Origin of the sequence: Pseudomonas sp. SWRI77, assembly GCF_014269105.1 — a bacterium.
Taxonomy (GTDB): Bacteria; Pseudomonadota; Gammaproteobacteria; order Pseudomonadales; family Pseudomonadaceae; genus Aquipseudomonas; species Aquipseudomonas capeferrum.
The window spans coordinates 351,517-367,383 of the sequence record NZ_JABWRV010000001.1; the positions used below are offsets into that span (position 1 = coordinate 351,517).

The following is a 15,867-nucleotide window of genomic DNA, read 5'->3' on the forward strand; positions in this document are numbered from 1 at the left end:
CATGGCTAGCGCCTGCCCGCCCCCACACCTTCTAAACCCATATCACCCCCACCTATTAACCTGTCTCCCACCCCTATTTAAATCCTAGACTCGGTCCAACCCCGCCCAAGGACCGCCCCGATGCCCGAGACCCTGCTCAGCCCCCGCAACCTCGCCTTCGAACTCTACGAAGTGCTCGACGCCGAAGCCCTGACCCAGCGCCCGCGCTTCGCCGAGCACAGCCGCGAAACCTTCGACGCGGCCCTGACCACCGCCCGCACCATCGCCGAAAAGTACTTCGCGCCCCACAACCGCAAGGCCGACGAAAACGAGCCGCGCTATGTGGACGGCCGCGCCGAGCTGATCCCGGAGGTCAAACCGGCAGTCGATGCCTTCCTCGATGCGGGGTTTCTCAACGCCAACCGCGACTTCGAAGCCGGCGGCATGCAACTGCCCAGCCTGGTCTCGCAAGCCTGCTTCGCCCACTTCCAGGCTGCCAACGCCGGCACTACGGCCTACCCGTTCCTGACCATGGGCGCGGCCAACCTGATCGAAAGCTTCGGCAGCGAGGAGCAAAAGCGCCTGTTCCTGCAGCCGATGATCGAAGGCCGCTACTTCGGCACCATGGCCCTGACCGAACCGCATGCTGGGTCTTCACTGGCCGATATCCGCACCCGCGCCGAACCCGCGGGCGATGGCAGCTACCGGCTCAAGGGCAACAAGATCTTCATCTCCGGCGGCGACCACGAACTGTCGGAAAACATCGTGCACATGGTCCTGGCCAAGCTGCCGGACGCTCCACCTGGGGTGAAGGGCATCTCCCTGTTCATCGTGCCCAAGTACCTGGTCAATCCAGATGGCAGCCGTGGCGAACGCAACGACGTGCTGCTGGCTGGCCTGTTCCACAAGATGGGCTGGCGCGGCACCACCTCTACCGCGCTCAACTTCGGTGACAACGGCCAGTGCGTCGGCTACCTGGTCGGCCAGCCGCACCAGGGCCTGGCCTGCATGTTCCAGATGATGAACGAGGCACGTATCGGCGTCGGCATGGGCGCGGTGATGCTCGGTTACGCCGGCTACCTGTATTCGCTGGAATACGCGCGCCAACGGCCGCAGGGGCGCCTGCCAGACAGCAAGGACCCGCAGAGCCCCGCCGTCCCTATCATTGGGCACAGCGACGTGAAGCGCATGCTGCTGACCCAAAAAGCCTACGTGGAAGGCGCCTTCGACCTGGGCCTGTACGCCGCGCGCCTGTTCGACGACACCCAGACCGCCGCCGACCAGAGCACCCGGCAACAGGCCCAGACACTGCTCGACCTGCTGACCCCTATCGTCAAATCCTGGCCGTCGGCGTACTGCCTCAAAGCTAACGAACTGGCCATCCAGATCCTCGGCGGGCACGGCTACACCCGCGAATACCCGGTCGAGCAGTACTACCGCGACAACCGCCTGAACCCGATCCACGAGGGCACTGAGGGCATCCAGTCACTCGACCTGCTCGGCCGCAAACTGGCACAACACAACGGCGCCGGGCTCAAGCAACTGATCCGCCTGATCGCCAGCACGGCCGAGCGCGCCAGCCACCACCCCGGCCTCGACACCCTGCGCCAGCCACTGGAGCAACTGGTCAATCGCCTGCAAGCCGTCACCCTCGCCCTGCTGGGCGATCTCGCCCAAGGCAAGGTCAATGCCGCCCTGGCCAACTCGGCCCTGTACCTGAAGGCGTTCGGCCATTGCGTGATTGGTTGGCGCTGGCTGGAGCAAGCCCTCCACGCTGAACTTGGCCTGCTCAAGGGCAATGCCGCAGACCGCGACTTCTACCAGGGCAAACTGCAGGCCGCCCGTTATTTCCTCACCTGGGAAGTGCCTGGCTGCCATAATGAGCTGGCATTGCTCGAGGCCCGCGACGATACGTGCCTGAGCATGCAAGAGGAGTGGTTCTAGGGGGAGCCACCACTGACTCGGAGGTTCCCGCATGTTCGATTCCAGCGCCCTGCTGCGCCAGCGCTTCGCCGCGCTGCGCAGCACGGCGGAGTTGTTTTCCCTGCGCCATGTGAAACAGTCGCACCAGGCGCTGTCGGTGCGCCGCAATGTGACCGAGCCACCGTTCTTCAGCCAGGACGAGGGCGCCATGCTCACCGTGCGGGTCAATGGTGTGGAGGCTTATGCAGCCACCGCAGACTTGTCCCAGCACGGCCTGCAACAGGCACTCGAACGCGCCGAAGCCCTGGCCCGGCAGATCGCCAGGCATAGCCTGCTGGACCTGCGCGAGCAACCGGTGACCAGCGCGCGCCACGACCACGTTTCGCCCCACTTCGATCAACCCTTGCCCAGCCTTGCCGACTGCCTCGGCCTGCTCGCCGCCGAATCGGCCAGCGTGCCCAAGGACAGCCGCCTGGTGGACTGGCAGGCCGGCCTGGGCATGAGCGTGGTCGAGCAAACCTACCTCAACTCTGCCGGCGCCGAACTGCGCCACGCCCAGCGTTTCCTGTTCCCAGGCCTGAGCGTGACCGCCAGCGACGGCCAGGACAGCCAGAGCCGCAGCCTGGGCCGGGACAACTTCGGCCAGCAGGGCGGTTTCGAGATCGTCGAGCGCTGTGGCCTGGTCGGCGCCGCCAGTCGCGTCGCCGACGAAGCGCTGCAACTGTTGCTGGCACCCAATACACCCAGCGGCCCGCGCGACCTGCTGCTGATGCCCGACCAGATGATGCTGCAGATTCACGAGTCCATCGGCCACCCACTGGAGATGGACCGCATTCTCGGCGACGAGCGCAACTACGCCGGCACCAGCTTCGTCAAAGCCAGCGACTTCGGCCACCTGCAATACGGCTCGGCGCTGCTCAACGTGACCTTCGACCCGACCATCGGTGAAGAGCTGGCCAGCTACAGCTACGACGATGACGGCACCCAGGCCAGCAAGCAATTCCTGATCCGCGACGGCTTGCTGCTGCGCCCACTGGGCGGCGCCCTGTCGCAGTTCCGCTCGGGCCTGGACGGCGTGGCCAACAGCCGTGCCTGTGGCTGGAACCGCGCACCGATCGACCGCATGGCCAACCTCAACATCGAGCCAGGCGACCGCTCGCTGGCACAATTGGTCAAGGGCGTGGAGCACGGCATCCTGATGCGCACCAACCGCTCGTGGTCCATCGACGATGCACGCAACAAGTTCCAGTTCGGCTGCGAGTGGGGCCAACTGATCGAGAACGGCGAACTCAAGGGCGTCGTCAAAAACCCCAACTACCGCGGCATCTCGGCGCAGTTCTGGCGCAACCTGTCGGCAGTCGGCGACCGCAGCACCTTCCAGGTGCTGGGCACGCCCAACTGCGGCAAAGGCGAACCCAACCAGGTGGTACGGGTCGGCCACGCCTCGCCGGCCTGCGTGTTCCGCCAGATCGACGTATTCGGAGGCGATGCCTGATGAGCGCCACACCCCAGCAACGCTTCGAAACCCTGCTTGGCGCCCTGCGCGATACCCTTCAGGTGGGCGAGCAGTTCACCCTTGGTTACAGCGCCGAAAAGTCGCAGTTCATCCGCTTCAACCACGCCCAGGTGCGCCAGGCCGGCGAGGTCAGCCAGGCCAGCGTGCAAGTGCGCCTGATGCGTGACGGCCGCCAGGCCGAGCAGCAGATCACCCTCGGCGATGATGCCGTGCTGGACCGCACGCGCCTGGCCGATGCCCTCAGCCAACTGCGCCAGACCCTGCCGCTGTTGCCGGTCGACCCCTACCTGCGCCTGGACGATACCCCATGGCACAGCCATAGCCAGCAGGATCACCCGCTGCCGGAGCTGGATGAGGTCCTTGCCCTGATCGAACGTGAAGCCGGCGACCTGGACTTGGTCGGCATCTATGCCGCCGGGCCGATCTGTCGCGGTTTCGCCAGCTCGTTCGGCGCCTTCGGCTGGCACCAGGCCAACAGTTTCAACATGGACTGGAGCCTGTTCCACAGCAACGGCCAAGCAGTGAAAGCCAACTATGCCGGGCAGGTGTGGCACGCCGACGACTTCACCGCTCGCCTGCGCCAGGCCCGCGAACAGCTGGCCTTCCTCGGTCGCCCGGCGATTACCTTGAAGCCGGGCAGCTACCGCGCCTACCTGGCGCCTGCGGCCATGGACGAGATTGCCGGCATGCTGTGCTGGGGCGGTTTTTCCGCGCAGGCGCTGGCCACCGGCAACAGCGCCCTGCAACGCCTGTACAACGGCGATGCCCGCTTGAGCCCGCTGGTCAGCTTCGACGAGCAGGTCAGCGGCTCGCTGAGCCCGGCGTTCTCGGATGAGGGTTCACCGCGCCTCGATGTGCCGCTGATCACCCAAGGCCAGGCCGTGCAGCGTTTGATCAGCGCGCGTAGCGCGGCCGAGTTCGCACTGCAGGCCAATGGCGCCGACAGCTACGAGTCGCCCTGCGCCTTGAGCCTGGCGGCGGGCAACCTGGCCAGTGAGGCGATCCTCGAACGGCTTGGCACCGGGCTGTATATCAGTAACCTTTGGTACCTGAACTACTCGGACCTGCCAGCGGCGCGCATGACCGGCCTGACCCGCTTTGCCACCTTCTGGGTAGAGAATGGCGAGATTCAGGGGCCGGTGAGCACCATGCGCTTCGATGACAGCCTGTACAGCCTGCTGGGCAACCAACTGGAAGACCTGACCCGCGAGCGCGAGATGATCCTTTCCACCAGTACCTATGGACAGCGCAGTACCGGGTCGAGTCATTTGCCGGGGGCTCTGGTCAAAGGCCTTACCCTGACATTGTGATTGGCGTTGCTGGCCTCTTCGCGGGGCAAGCCCGCGAAGAGGCCGGTACTGACAAACGAGGACGTCATGCCCGAACGCACCCCGCTCGACCCCGTCACCGCCCGCTGGATCCCGTGGGTAGTGGCCATCGCTTTCTTCATGCAGTCCCTGGACGGCACCATCCTCAACACCGCGCTGCCGGCCATGGCCCGCTCGCTGGAAGAGGACCCGCTGCGCATGCAAGGCGTGATCATCGCCTATATGCTCACCGTGGCCTTGCTGATCCCCGCCTCCGGCTGGATCGCCGACCGCTTCGGCACCAAGCGCATCTTCTTCAGCGCCATCCTGTTGTTCAGCTTTGGCTCGTTGCTGTGCGCGGCCGCCAACAGCCTGGGCTTTCTGATCCTGGCGCGGGTCGTCCAGGGCCTGGGCGGCGCGCTGATGCTGCCGGTCGGGCGGCTGGTGGTGCTGCGCGCCTATCCACGCACCGAACTGGTGCGCATCATGAGTTTCATCACCATCCCCGGCCTGCTCGGCCCTCTGCTCGGCCCTACGGTCGGCGGCTGGCTGGTGGAGATACTCAGCTGGCACTGGATCTTCCTGCTCAACCTGCCGGTGGGCGCCATCGGTTGCTATGCCGTGTGGAAGTTCATCCCCGACCTGCGCGGAGCCGAGCGCACCAGCTTCGATGGCCCGGGTTTTCTGCTGTTCGGCGCGGCGATGGTGCTGATCACCATCGCCATGGAAGGCTTGGGCGAGCTGCACTTGCCACACCTGCGGGTAATGTTGCTGCTGTTCGCCGGCATGGCCTGCCTGGCCGCGTACTGGCTGCGTGCCGGGCGCGACCCAGAGCCGCTGTTCTCGCCCAGCCTGTTCCGTGTACGCACCTTTGCCATCGGCATCCTCGGCAACCTGTTCGCCCGCCTGGGCAGCGGTGCCCTGCCCTTCCTGGTGCCCTTGCTGTTGCAGGTGGCGCTGGGCTATTCGCCGGCCCAGGCCGGCATGAGCATGATCCCGCTGGCAGCGGCGGCGATGCTCGCCAAGTCCATCGCCCGGCCGCTGATCGAGCGCCTTGGCTACCGCATCATCCTCACCGGCAACACCCTGTTGCTGGGGCTGATGCTGGCCAGCCTGGGGCTGATTGATGAACAAACGCCCTACGCCGTACTGCTGATACACCTTGGCCTGCTCGGCGCGATCAACTCCATGCAGTTCACGGCCATGAACACGGTGACCCTGATCGACCTCGACGATGCCAGCGCCAGCAGCGGCAACAGCCTGCTGTCGGTGGTCGCCCAGCTGGCCCTTAGCCTGGGCGTGGCCTGCGCCGGGGCATTGCTCGGCGGCTTCACCGCCGCGGGCAGTGCCGAAGGCGTGGAAAGCACCTTGGGGGCGTTTCAGCTGACCTTCGTCACCATCGGCATCATGTCGATGCTGGCAGCGGCGATCTTCCTGCAACTGGCGCCGACAGACGGAAGGCGTGCCCGTCGTCCGGAACAACACATGGAGTCGTAGGGCGAATGGCCACGAGGCTGGTAGACTGTGCGGCATTTTTCGCTTCGCTACACAGGCCCGCCTCGTGACCACCGAAACCACCGCCTTTGCCACTCTGCCGCTGTCCGCCGCCATGCTGGCCAACCTGGACGCCCTCGGCTACGCCTCGATGACGCCGATCCAGGCCCAGAGCCTGCCGGTCATCCTCAGAGGCCAGGACCTGATCGCCCAGGCCAAGACCGGCAGCGGCAAGACCGCTGCGTTCGGCATCGGCCTGCTGAACCCGATCAACCCGCGTTACTTCGGTTGCCAGGCACTGGTGCTGTGCCCGACCCGCGAGCTCGCTGACCAGGTCGCCAAAGAGCTGCGCCGCCTGGCCCGTGCAGAGGACAACATCAAGATCCTGACCCTGTGCGGCGGCGTCTCGCTCGGCCCGCAGATTGCCTCGCTGGAGCACGGTGCGCACATCATCGTCGGCACCCCGGGGCGCATCCAGCAGCACCTGGAAAAGGGCACGCTGGTACTCGACGGGCTCAACACCCTGGTGCTGGACGAAGCCGACCGCATGCTCGACATGGGCTTCTTCGACGCCATCGCCAGCATCATCGGCAAGACCCCGGCGCGTCGCCAGACCCTGCTGTTCTCGGCCACCTACCCGGCCGGCATCGAGCAACTGGCCGCAGACTTCATGCGCAAGCCGCAGCAGGTCAAGGTCGAGAGCCTGCACACCGACAACCAGATCGAACAACGCTTCATCGAAATCGACGCGCAGCAGCGGCTGGATGCGGTGACCCGCGTGCTCGGCCACTACCGCCCACAATCGTGCGTGGCGTTCTGCTTCACCAAGCAGCAGTGCGAAGACGTGGTCGCCCACCTCACCGCCAAAGGTATCGTCGCCCAGGCCCTGCACGGTGACCTCGAACAGCGCGACCGCGACCAGGTGCTGGCGATGTTCGCCAACCGCAGCAGCTCGGTGCTGGTAGCGACCGACGTGGCCGCACGCGGCCTGGACATCGACGGCCTGGACATGGTGCTCAACGTCGAACTGGCGCGGGATGCCGAAATCCATGTGCACCGTGTCGGCCGCACCGGCCGTGCGGGTGAGAAAGGCGTTGCGGTCAGCCTGGTGGCCCCGGCCGAAGGGCATCGCGCCCAGGCCATCGAGGCACTGCAGAAGAGCCCGTTGCGCTGGGACCAGCTCGACAGCCTGAAAAACAAGGGCGGTGAGCCGCTGCTGCCGGTGATGAGCACCTTGTGCATCGCTGCCGGGCGCAAGGACAAGCTGCGCCCGGGTGACATCCTGGGTGCACTGACCGGTGATGCCGGCATCCCGGGCAAGCAGGTGGGCAAGATCGCCATCTTCGACTTCCAGGCCTTTGTGGCGGTGGAGCGAGCACTGGCCAAGCAGGCCATGCAGCGGCTGAACAGCGGCAAGATCAAGGGCCGCGTTCTGAAAGTTCGTATTCTCTGAAATCCTTTGGGGCCGCTTTGCGGCCCGTTCGCGACACAAGGCCGCTCCTACAGGGGCATGCATATCCCTGCCGCAGCCCAGCAATCTCCAAGAGGTACCCCGTGCATTCCACCGACGTGATCATCCTCGGCGCCGGCGCCGCCGGCCTGATGTGCGCCCAGCTCAGCGCCCGCCGTGGCCGCCGGGTGCTGCTGCTCGACCACGCTAACAAGCCAGGCAAGAAGATCCTCATGTCCGGCGGCGGGCGCTGCAACTTCACCAACATGTACACCGAGCCGGCCAACTTCCTCTCGCACAACGCGCATTTCTGCAAGTCGGCCCTGGCCCGCTACACCCAGTGGGACTTCATCGAGCTGGTGGCCAAGCACGGTGTGCCCTACCACGAGAAAAAGCTCGGCCAGCTGTTCTGCGACAACAAGGCCAGCGACATCCTCAACATGCTGCTGGCCGAGTGCGACGAAGCCGGTGCCGAGTTGCGCATGGACACCAGCATCTCGCACATCGAAAAGACCGAAACCGGCTACCTGCTGCAGACCAGTGCCGGGCAGTTCGCCTGCCAGTCGCTGGTGATCGCCACCGGCGGCCTGTCGATCCCGACCCTGGGCGCCAGCGGTTTCGGCTACCAGGTGGCTCGCCAGTTCGGCCACACCCTGCTGCCGACCCGCGCCGGGCTGGTGCCCTTCACCATCACCGAGCCCCAACTCAAGGCACTGTGCACAGAACTGTCGGGCACCTCGCTGGACTGCACCGCCAGCTGCAACGGCACCCATTTCCGCGAAAACCTGCTGTTTACCCACCGCGGCCTGAGTGGCCCGGCGATCCTGCAGATTTCTTCGTTCTGGGAGGCGGGCGACACGGTGGAGATCAACCTGCTGCCCGACCGTGACGCCCTGACCTGGCTGCAACAGCAGCAGGCCGAGCGCGCCAATGCAGAGCTCAAGACCGTGCTCGGCGAGGTGTTCACCCGCAAGCTGGCCAACCTCTTGGCCGAGCAGTGGTTCGAATCGAAGCCGATGAAGCAGTACACCCCGGCCGAACTGACGCAGATCGCCGACAAACTGGCGGCCTGGCAGGTCGTACCTGCCGGCACCGAGGGCTATCGCACCGCCGAGGTGACCTTGGGCGGCGTGGATACCCGCGAGGTGTCGTCCAAGACCATGGAGTCGCTCAAGAGTCCAGGGTTGTACTTCATTGGCGAGGTGCTGGATGTGACCGGCCACCTGGGCGGGTTCAATTTCCAGTGGGCGTGGGCATCGGCTAACGCAGCGGCACAGTTCGTGTAGAGTAGAATCCATTCAGCAGCACGGAACGCTTCTTGCTGGTCCGTGCGGCAATGTATTCATTCGATCACAGCCCAAGGCCATCATGTCATCGAGCTCGTTCCGTCAGTCACTGCGTCGCCTGTGGGGCCAAGACAAGTTCAGCTATAGCATCCGGGTAACGGTCGCCCTCACCGGCAGCATGGCCTTGTGCTGGTACCAGGATGAAATGGCCCTGCTGATCCCGTTGTTCCTGGGCATCATCGCCAGCGCACTGGCCGAGACCGACGACAGTTGGCAGGGCCGTCTCAGTGCCCTGGCCGTGACCCTGGTGTGCTTTGCCATCGCTGCCCTGGCCGTGGAGCTGCTGTTCCCCTACCCGTGGGTGTTCGCCATTGCCCTGGCCCTGGCGGCGTTCGGCCTGACCATGCTGGGCGCCTTGGGCGAGCGCTATGGCGCAATCGCCTCGGCAACGCTGATCACGGCGGTGTACACCATGATCGGCGTGGACCAACGCGGCGGCCTGGTCACCGACTTCTGGCACGAGCCGATGCTGCTGGTGGCGGGCGCAGCCTGGTACGGCCTGCTGTCGGTGCTGTGGCAGGCGCTGTTCTCCAACCAGCCGGTACAGCAAAGCCTGGCCAAGCTGTTTTTCGAGCTGGGGCGCTACCTCAAGCTCAAGGCCAACCTGTTCGAGCCGATCCGCCACCACGACCTGGAGGCCCGGCGCCTGGAACTGGCCCAGCAAAACGGCAAGGTGGTCGCGGCGCTCAACGCCGCCAAGGAAATCATCCTGCACCGGGTCGGCAACAGCCAGCCAAATTCCAAGGTCAGCCGCTACCTGAAGCTGTACTTCCTGGCCCAGGACATCCACGAGCGGGTGAGCGCCTCGCACTACCCCTACAACGCACTGGCCGAAGCGTTCTTCCACAGCGATGTGATGTTCCGCTGCCAGCGCCTGCTGCGCCATCAAGGCTCGGCCTGCCAGGACCTGGCGCGCTCGATCCGCATGCGTCAGCCGTTTGTCCTCGACAGCCGATTTGCCGACACCCTGGAAGACCTCAACGCCTCCTTGGAGCACCTGCGCAACCAGAACAACCCAGCCTGGCGCAGCCTGCTGCGTTCGCTGCGGGCCCTGGCGGCCAACCTGGCCACCCTGGACCGCCTGCTGGGTGCCGCCAGCAACCCGGACAGCCTGGCCGATGCCAGTGACAGCAGCCTGCTCGACCGTTCGCCACGCTCCCTGAAGGACGTCTGGAGCCGCCTGCGCACCCAGCTCACACCCACCTCGCTACTGTTCCGCCATGCCTTGCGCCTGCCCTTGGCACTGTCGATCGGCTACGGCATGGTGCACCTGATCCACCCCACCCAGGGCTACTGGATCATCCTCACCACACTGTTCGTCTGCCAACCCAACTACGGTGCCACCCGGCGCAAGCTGGTGCAGCGGATTTTCGGCACGGCCATCGGCCTGACGGTTGGCTGGGCGCTGTTCGACCTGTTCCCCAACCCGATCATCCAGTCGATGTTCGCCGTGGTCGCCGGGGTGGTGTTCTTCGTCAACCGGACGACCCGTTACACCCTGGCCACGGCGGCGATCACCTTGATGGTGCTGTTCTGCTTCAACCAGATCGGCGACGGCTACGGCCTGTTCCTGCCGCGCCTGTTCGATACCCTGGTGGGCAGCCTGATCGCCATTCTGGCGGTGTTCCTGTTCCTGCCCGACTGGCAAGGCCGGCGCCTGAACAAGGCGTTGGCCAACACCTTGGCCTGCGCCAGCGTGTACCTGCGCCAGATCATGCAGCAGTATGCCCATGGCAAGCGCGACGACCTCGCCTACCGCCTGGCTCGGCGCAACGCCCACAACGCCGATGCAGCGCTGTCCACCACGCTGGCGAACATGCTCATGGAGCCAGGGCACTTCCGTAAGGAGGCGGACGTCGGCTTCCGCTTCCTGGTGTTGTCGCACACCCTGCTCAGCTACCTCTCGGGGCTGGGCGCGCACCGTGATACCGCCCTGCCGGCGGAGGTTCAGGAGCAATTGATCGAGGGCGCCGGGCAAAGCCTGGCCAACAGCCTGGACGAAATCGCCAACGGCCTGGCAGCGCGGCTACCGGTCGCCATCCACAGTGATGCCGAAGAGGCGCTGGCCAACGACCTGGAGCAGATGCCGGAAGAGCTGGATGAACATCAGCGGCTGGTGCAGACCCAGCTGGCGCTGATCTGCCGGCAACTGGCACCGTTGCGCACGCTGGCGGCGCACCTGGTCAAGGAAAGCCCTACGGCCTGAGTGCTTTGTGGCCTGGGTCAAAAACCATGCTGGCGCAGCAGGCGCGCATAGCTGCCATCCGCCTTCATCGCCGCTATCGCCCGCTCGAAACGTTCGACGATCTGCTGGTGCTGGGGGTGCTTAAGGCTGACCAGAATATGCAGGCTGTTCTCCCCCAGAGGCGGCTCGACCATCTCTACGCCATCGCGAACCGCCTGCGGTTCACGTTGCAGGTTGTAACGGGCCACGTATTCATCCTCCACCGCCAGGTTCACCCGGCCGGCCGCCAGCATGCGCACGGCCGACGAGAAGTTGCGCACCGCCACCTTGTGCAAGCGGGTGTCGCTGTCGAACTCGGGTGAATAGGCATAATCGCGCACCACGGCGATGCTGTAGGGGTACAAGTCGGACGGCTGCTGGTAGGCGAAGGCCTCACCCTTGCGTTTGAGCAGGTGAATCTTGTTGTTCAGATAAGCGTTGGAAAAATGCCCGATGCGTGTACGTGAGTCGTTGTACCAGGCATTGATCAACACGTCGTAGCGCCCTTCGCTGACGCCCATCAAGGCCCGTGCCCATGGCGCCTCCTCAAACCCGCTGGCGTAGCCGGCCCGGGTCAGTGCCGTGGTAACGATGCTGGTCGCCAAACCGCCGCCCGGCATGCTTGCATCGGTGAACGGTGGCCATTTGTCTGCCACCAGCCGCAGCTTGTCTTCACCCAGGGCTGGCGCAGCCAGCAGGGCTGCCAGCAATCCCAGAACACCAAGCAGTGGCCGCATGCTCAAGTCCTTTTGCAATGGAGGGCGCACACTGTGTAGGCGGCCTTTGCCGCGACTGCGGATGAGAGTACACAAAGCCGTGGCTCACGGCAGCGGGCAATAGTGTCATTTTGCCTCTATTTTGGCCGAGACGCGCAGGCAATGCCCTGCAGCAATCATCCACTCGTCCACAGCCACAGGATTTGCGATGATCGACGGCCCATTCAAGGAGTTCGCCAATGTCTATCGACTGGCTCTGCAAGCACCACACCGACCTGAGCAAGGACCAGCTCTACGCCATCCTGCAATTGCGCACCGAAGTGTTCGTGGTCGAGCAGCGCTGCAGTTACCAGGAAGTCGATGGCCAGGACCTGGCCGGCGATACCCTGCACTTGATGGCGTGGCAGGATGACAAGCTGGTGGCCTACCTGCGCCTGCTCGACCCGCAATCCCAGGGGGGTGATGTGGTGATCGGGCGCGTGGTGACCTCACCGGCGGCGCGTGGGCTGAAGCTTGGGCATGCGTTGCTGCTGAAAGGGCTGGAGGCTGCCGAGCATTGCTGGCCGGGGACGCCGGTGTATCTGTCGGCGCAGGCGCATCTGCAAGGGTTTTACGCAGGGCATGGGTTCGAAGCGGTTGGCGAGCAATACCTGGAGGATGACATACCGCACATCGGCATGCGTAAGGGCTGAGAAAGCCGGGGGCGTTTTGCGCCCCCACCATCACCGATACCCCAGCACTTCTCGGATCTGCCGCAAATGCTGGATGATCCACTGCTTGTCGATCGCGCCCCAGTCATGAATGCGGTAGTGCCCGGCATGATTGCGCGCGCCCTCCTGCTGCTCGAACTCGCAGATGATATCCAGGTCGGCCAGGGCGGCGATGGTGTCCTGGGCGGTGCGCCGTGGCATGCCGGTGGCCTCCATCAGGGCCGGCACGCTGGTCGCAGTCTGGCTGTCGATCAGCCAGGCCACGTACAGGCGCCGGTAGAAGCTGCTCTTGGTCTTGCTCACTTCCATGCTGCGTGGTCCTTAACAGTTGCCCGGCAGCTCCCGATAGGTCAGGTAGACGCGCAGGTCGAATTCCAGTTGGTGGTAGTCCGGCTCCATGTGCTGACAGAGCTGGTAAAACGCCTTGCTATGGTCGCGCTCACGCAGGTGCGCCAACTCGTGCACCACGATCATGCGCAGAAACTGCGGCGCGGCCTCCTTGAACAAGGAGGCGATGCGGATTTCCTTCTTCGCCTTGAGCTTGCCACCCTGAACCCGCGATACCGCCGTGTTGAGCCCCAGGGCACGGTGGGTCAGGTCGAGGCGGTTGTCGAACAGCACCTTGTCCAGGCTGGGCGTGCTGCGCAGGTACTGCTGGCGCAAGTCCTGGGCATAACTGTACAACGCCTTGTCGCTCTGCACGTCATGGCGGTCGGAGTAGCGACGCTGCAGGTAGCCCCCCAGGCGGTCGCTGTCGATCATCTGCCGTACCTGCTCCTGCAGGTGTGGCGGGTAGGCTTGCAAGTAACGTAATACGGTCATGGCACTGCATTCGGCGGGGCGAATGGCGATTCTAGCCAATCATGGCCGGGGCCAGGAGAAAATCGCCGGGAAGCCGCTGGCATCCGCCGCCGTCATCGGGTGTGCAACCAGAAACCCCTGCACGTAGGCACAGCCATTGGCCTTGAGCCAGTCGGCCTGGGCCGGGGTTTCCACGCCTTCGGCAATCACCGTGATGCGGTAGTCGGCGCACAAGCCGATCACACTGCGCACCAGCGCGGCGTCTACCGCAGAGCCCGGCAAGCGCGCAACCAGGTGGCGGTCGAGCTTGAGGGTGTCGATCGGCAAGTCACGCAGCATGCGCAACGAGCAGTCACCGGCGCCAAAATCATCCAGCGCCACCCGCACGCCCAGTTCGCGCAGCCGGTGTATCTGCTTCACGGCCGCGTCGATGTTGTACATCAACGACGTCTCTGCCACCTCGACCTCTAGCTGCGCCGGGTCCAGCTGGTAGTCCTGGATCACCCGCTGCAGCTCCTCGACCAGGCCCGGCATGACGAACTGGGCGCGGCTCAGGCTGATGCCCAGCACCAGCCCCTGGGCAAAACGTTCGCACCAGGCCTGGCGCTGGGCCGCGCCCTGGCGGTAGATCCAGCTGGCCAGGCGGTTGATCAGCCGCGCCTCTTCCAGCAAGGGGATGAACAGCCCCGGGGGCACATCGCCAACACTGGGGTGCTGCCAGCGCAGCAACGCCTCGAAACCGCGCAAGTGGCCGTCGGCGAAAGCCACCTGGGGCTGATACACCAGGCTGAAATCGTGCTGCTCGATAGCGGCGCGCACGCTGTCTTCGAGCATCAGCCGTGAGCGCGCCCGGCCGTTGAGTTCCTGGTCATAGAAGCGATACTGCTGACGCCCGGCCTGCTTGGCCGCATACATCGCCGCATCCGCAGCCCGCAACAGGCCTTCGACAGTTGCGCCACAGTCAGGAAAGGTGGCGATGCCAATGCTGACGCCAAGGCATACATCCAGCCCTTCTATCTGCTGGCTGATCGAAACGCGCTCGAGCAGTCGCTCGGCGTAACGCCCGGCCTGCTCGGGGTACGGCAGGCTGTCGAACAACGCCGTGAACTCGTCACCGCCCATCCGCGCCAATAACGCCTCGCTGCCCAGGCAGTCCTTGAGCTGTTCTGCCACCCAGCGGAGCACGCGATCGCCCGCCTCATGACCCAACGAGTCGTTGATCCGCTTGAAGCCATCCAGGTCCATGTACATCAGCGCCTGGGCCTTGTCCGAACGCTCGTTGCGCAGCAGCACGCCCTCGGCAGACTGATAGAAGCCGCGGCGGTTGAGCAGGCCGGTGAGTGGGTCGGTCACCGCCTGGTACTCAAGCTGTTGGTGCAGGTTGCGCACCACCGACATGTCCAGCACCGTCACCACCATCGCCTGCTGATCGGCCGGCAACGGCGCACAGGACAGCGCGACCGGCACCAGTTGGCCACCCAGGGTGCGCAACTGGGCATCGTGCACGCGAAAGATCTGCCGCCCCAGGTAGGCCTGGTAGAAGTCCGACTCGTTCCACAGATTGGCATTGGCCATCTGCACCAGGTCAAGCAACTGGGCGCCCTGCAATTGCTCCACCGCAGCGGCCAGCAAGCGTGAAATGGCCGGGTTGGCGAAACTGATGGTACCTGCGGCATTCACCACCAGAATGCCTTCGGCAGCGTTCTCCAGGATCGAGGCGTTGAATGCCCTCGCCGCTTCCAGCTCGCGGCTCAGGCGTTGCAGCATGCGCCGGTTACGCTGCTGGTCGAGCAGGGCCTGGACCTTGGGCTTGAGAATTTGCGGGTCGAACGGCTTGAACATGTAGTCCACGGCGCCACTGGCGTAACCCTTGAGCACAGCGGCATCGGACTGCTCGTTGGCGGTGAGGAAAATGATCGGGGTCAGCCGTGTACGCTGGCTGCCGCGCATTAGCCGGGCGACTTCGAAGCCGTCCATTTCCGGCATTTGTACATCCAGCAAAACCAGGTCGACGTCGTGCTCGAGCAACGCGGTCAGGGCTTCTGTCCCTGAACTGGCAGTCAACACTTGCCAATCCTGCCGGGCCAGCAAGGCCCGCATACTGATGAGGTTTTCGGGGTAATCGTCTACTACCAGCAGAACCGAGCTGCCATCCACTGGCTGAGGTTGAGGGTGAGCGCCATCCATGCTGCTTCTCTATTTGTGACCGACTTCACATCGCGGTTGGATCCGATAATTACTCTAGACCCGAGTTTGTAACAAGCAATGCAATCAGAACGCTATCAGTGCCTAAACTGTACGGTAGCCGACTAACGGTTGCTCTGCCGTGAATATCTGCGCGCTTGAGCGCGGGCATAAAAAAACCCGCATCGCTGCGGGTTTTTTCAGTGCGGCCTGCGAA

At 64.6% G+C, this 15,867-nt stretch carries 12 protein-coding genes; 8 read left to right on the forward strand and 4 right to left on the reverse strand.

Going from position 1 to position 15,867, the window contains the following annotated elements; all coding sequences use genetic code 11:
• Positions 1-120 precede the first annotated feature (120 nt).
• From HU766_RS01605 to yccS, 7 genes are all read left to right on the forward strand, one after another.
• Positions 121-1,923: an acyl-CoA dehydrogenase gene (locus HU766_RS01605; RefSeq protein WP_186652810.1), complete on the forward strand. Its 1,803-nt coding sequence runs from the start codon at positions 121-123 to the stop codon at positions 1,921-1,923.
• 31 nt (positions 1,924-1,954) lie between these two features.
• A complete protein-coding gene (locus HU766_RS01610; protein ID WP_186652811.1) occupies positions 1,955-3,397 on the forward strand; it encodes a TldD/PmbA family protein in 1,443 nt (480 codons plus the stop codon).
• Positions 3,397-4,728, forward strand: coding sequence for a TldD/PmbA family protein (locus tag HU766_RS01615; RefSeq protein WP_186652812.1), 1,332 nt, complete (start codon positions 3,397-3,399; stop codon positions 4,726-4,728). Before HU766_RS01610 ends, HU766_RS01615 begins: the two co-directional genes overlap by 1 nt.
• A 66-nt stretch (positions 4,729-4,794) precedes the next feature.
• Entirely contained in the window at positions 4,795-6,222 is a 1,428-nt protein-coding gene (gene mdtD, locus HU766_RS01620) for a multidrug transporter subunit MdtD (protein WP_186652813.1), read from the forward strand.
• 112 nt (positions 6,223-6,334) lie between these two features.
• Positions 6,335-7,672, forward strand: a complete 1,338-nt coding sequence (dbpA, locus tag HU766_RS01625) for an ATP-dependent RNA helicase DbpA (RefSeq protein ID WP_236643895.1) — start codon at positions 6,335-6,337, stop codon at positions 7,670-7,672.
• Between the two features lie 101 nt (positions 7,673-7,773).
• Positions 7,774-8,955 (forward strand): NAD(P)/FAD-dependent oxidoreductase, encoded by a 1,182-nt coding sequence (locus tag HU766_RS01630; protein ID WP_186652814.1) that lies wholly within the window; start codon positions 7,774-7,776, stop codon positions 8,953-8,955.
• A gap of 82 nt (positions 8,956-9,037) precedes the next feature.
• Entirely contained in the window at positions 9,038-11,221 is a 2,184-nt protein-coding gene (yccS, locus tag HU766_RS01635) for a YccS family putative transporter (RefSeq protein ID WP_186652816.1), read from the forward strand.
• A gap of 17 nt (positions 11,222-11,238) precedes the next feature.
• Here yccS and HU766_RS01640 read toward each other — a convergent pair whose 3' ends face one another.
• Positions 11,239-11,976 (reverse strand): transporter substrate-binding domain-containing protein, encoded by a 738-nt coding sequence (locus HU766_RS01640; protein WP_186652819.1) that lies wholly within the window; start codon positions 11,974-11,976, stop codon positions 11,239-11,241.
• Positions 11,977-12,194: 218 nt separating this feature from the next.
• On the opposite strand from HU766_RS01640, the gene HU766_RS01645 reads away from it, so the two are divergent.
• Positions 12,195-12,647, forward strand: coding sequence for a GNAT family N-acetyltransferase (locus tag HU766_RS01645; protein WP_186652821.1), 453 nt, complete (start codon positions 12,195-12,197; stop codon positions 12,645-12,647).
• A 30-nt stretch (positions 12,648-12,677) separates the two neighbouring features.
• Here the strand turns inward: HU766_RS01645 and HU766_RS01650 are convergent, their stop codons facing one another.
• Genes HU766_RS01650 through HU766_RS01660 form a run of 3 tightly spaced genes read right to left on the reverse strand, consistent with a single transcriptional unit; the run spans position 12,678 to position 15,653 of the window.
• Positions 12,678-12,974, reverse strand: a complete 297-nt coding sequence (locus HU766_RS01650; RefSeq protein WP_033701873.1) for a winged helix-turn-helix domain-containing protein — start codon at positions 12,972-12,974, stop codon at positions 12,678-12,680.
• Positions 12,975-12,986: 12 nt separating this feature from the next.
• Positions 12,987-13,487: a M48 family metallopeptidase gene (locus HU766_RS01655; protein ID WP_186652823.1), complete on the reverse strand. Its 501-nt coding sequence runs from the start codon at positions 13,485-13,487 to the stop codon at positions 12,987-12,989.
• A gap of 39 nt (positions 13,488-13,526) precedes the next feature.
• Complete coding sequence (locus HU766_RS01660) at positions 13,527-15,653, reverse strand: EAL domain-containing protein (protein WP_186652825.1); 2,127 nt, start codon at positions 15,651-15,653, stop codon at positions 13,527-13,529.
• Positions 15,654-15,867: the final 214 nt, after the last annotated feature.

What these genes read in the sequence shown, in the direction of transcription:
- HU766_RS01605 (WP_186652810.1), top strand. Translation starts at nt 121, where the DNA reads ATGCCCGAGACCCTGCTCAGCCCCCGCAACCTCGCCTTCGAACTCTAC.
- HU766_RS01610 (WP_186652811.1), top strand. Translation starts at nt 1,955, where the DNA reads ATGTTCGATTCCAGCGCCCTGCTGCGCCAGCGCTTCGCCGCGCTGCGC.
- HU766_RS01615 (WP_186652812.1), top strand. Translation starts at nt 3,397, where the DNA reads ATGAGCGCCACACCCCAGCAACGCTTCGAAACCCTGCTTGGCGCCCTG.
- mdtD (WP_186652813.1), top strand. Translation starts at nt 4,795, where the DNA reads ATGCCCGAACGCACCCCGCTCGACCCCGTCACCGCCCGCTGGATCCCG.
- dbpA (WP_236643895.1), top strand. Translation starts at nt 6,335, where the DNA reads ATGCTGGCCAACCTGGACGCCCTCGGCTACGCCTCGATGACGCCGATC.
- yccS (WP_186652816.1), top strand. Translation starts at nt 9,038, where the DNA reads ATGTCATCGAGCTCGTTCCGTCAGTCACTGCGTCGCCTGTGGGGCCAA.
- HU766_RS01640 (WP_186652819.1), bottom strand. Translation starts at nt 11,976, where the DNA reads ATGCGGCCACTGCTTGGTGTTCTGGGATTGCTGGCAGCCCTGCTGGCT.
- HU766_RS01645 (WP_186652821.1), top strand. Translation starts at nt 12,195, where the DNA reads ATGTCTATCGACTGGCTCTGCAAGCACCACACCGACCTGAGCAAGGAC.
- HU766_RS01650 (WP_033701873.1), bottom strand. Translation starts at nt 12,974, where the DNA reads ATGGAAGTGAGCAAGACCAAGAGCAGCTTCTACCGGCGCCTGTACGTG.
- HU766_RS01655 (WP_186652823.1), bottom strand. Translation starts at nt 13,487, where the DNA reads ATGACCGTATTACGTTACTTGCAAGCCTACCCGCCACACCTGCAGGAG.
- HU766_RS01660 (WP_186652825.1), bottom strand. Translation starts at nt 15,653, where the DNA reads ATGGATGGCGCTCACCCTCAACCTCAGCCAGTGGATGGCAGCTCGGTT.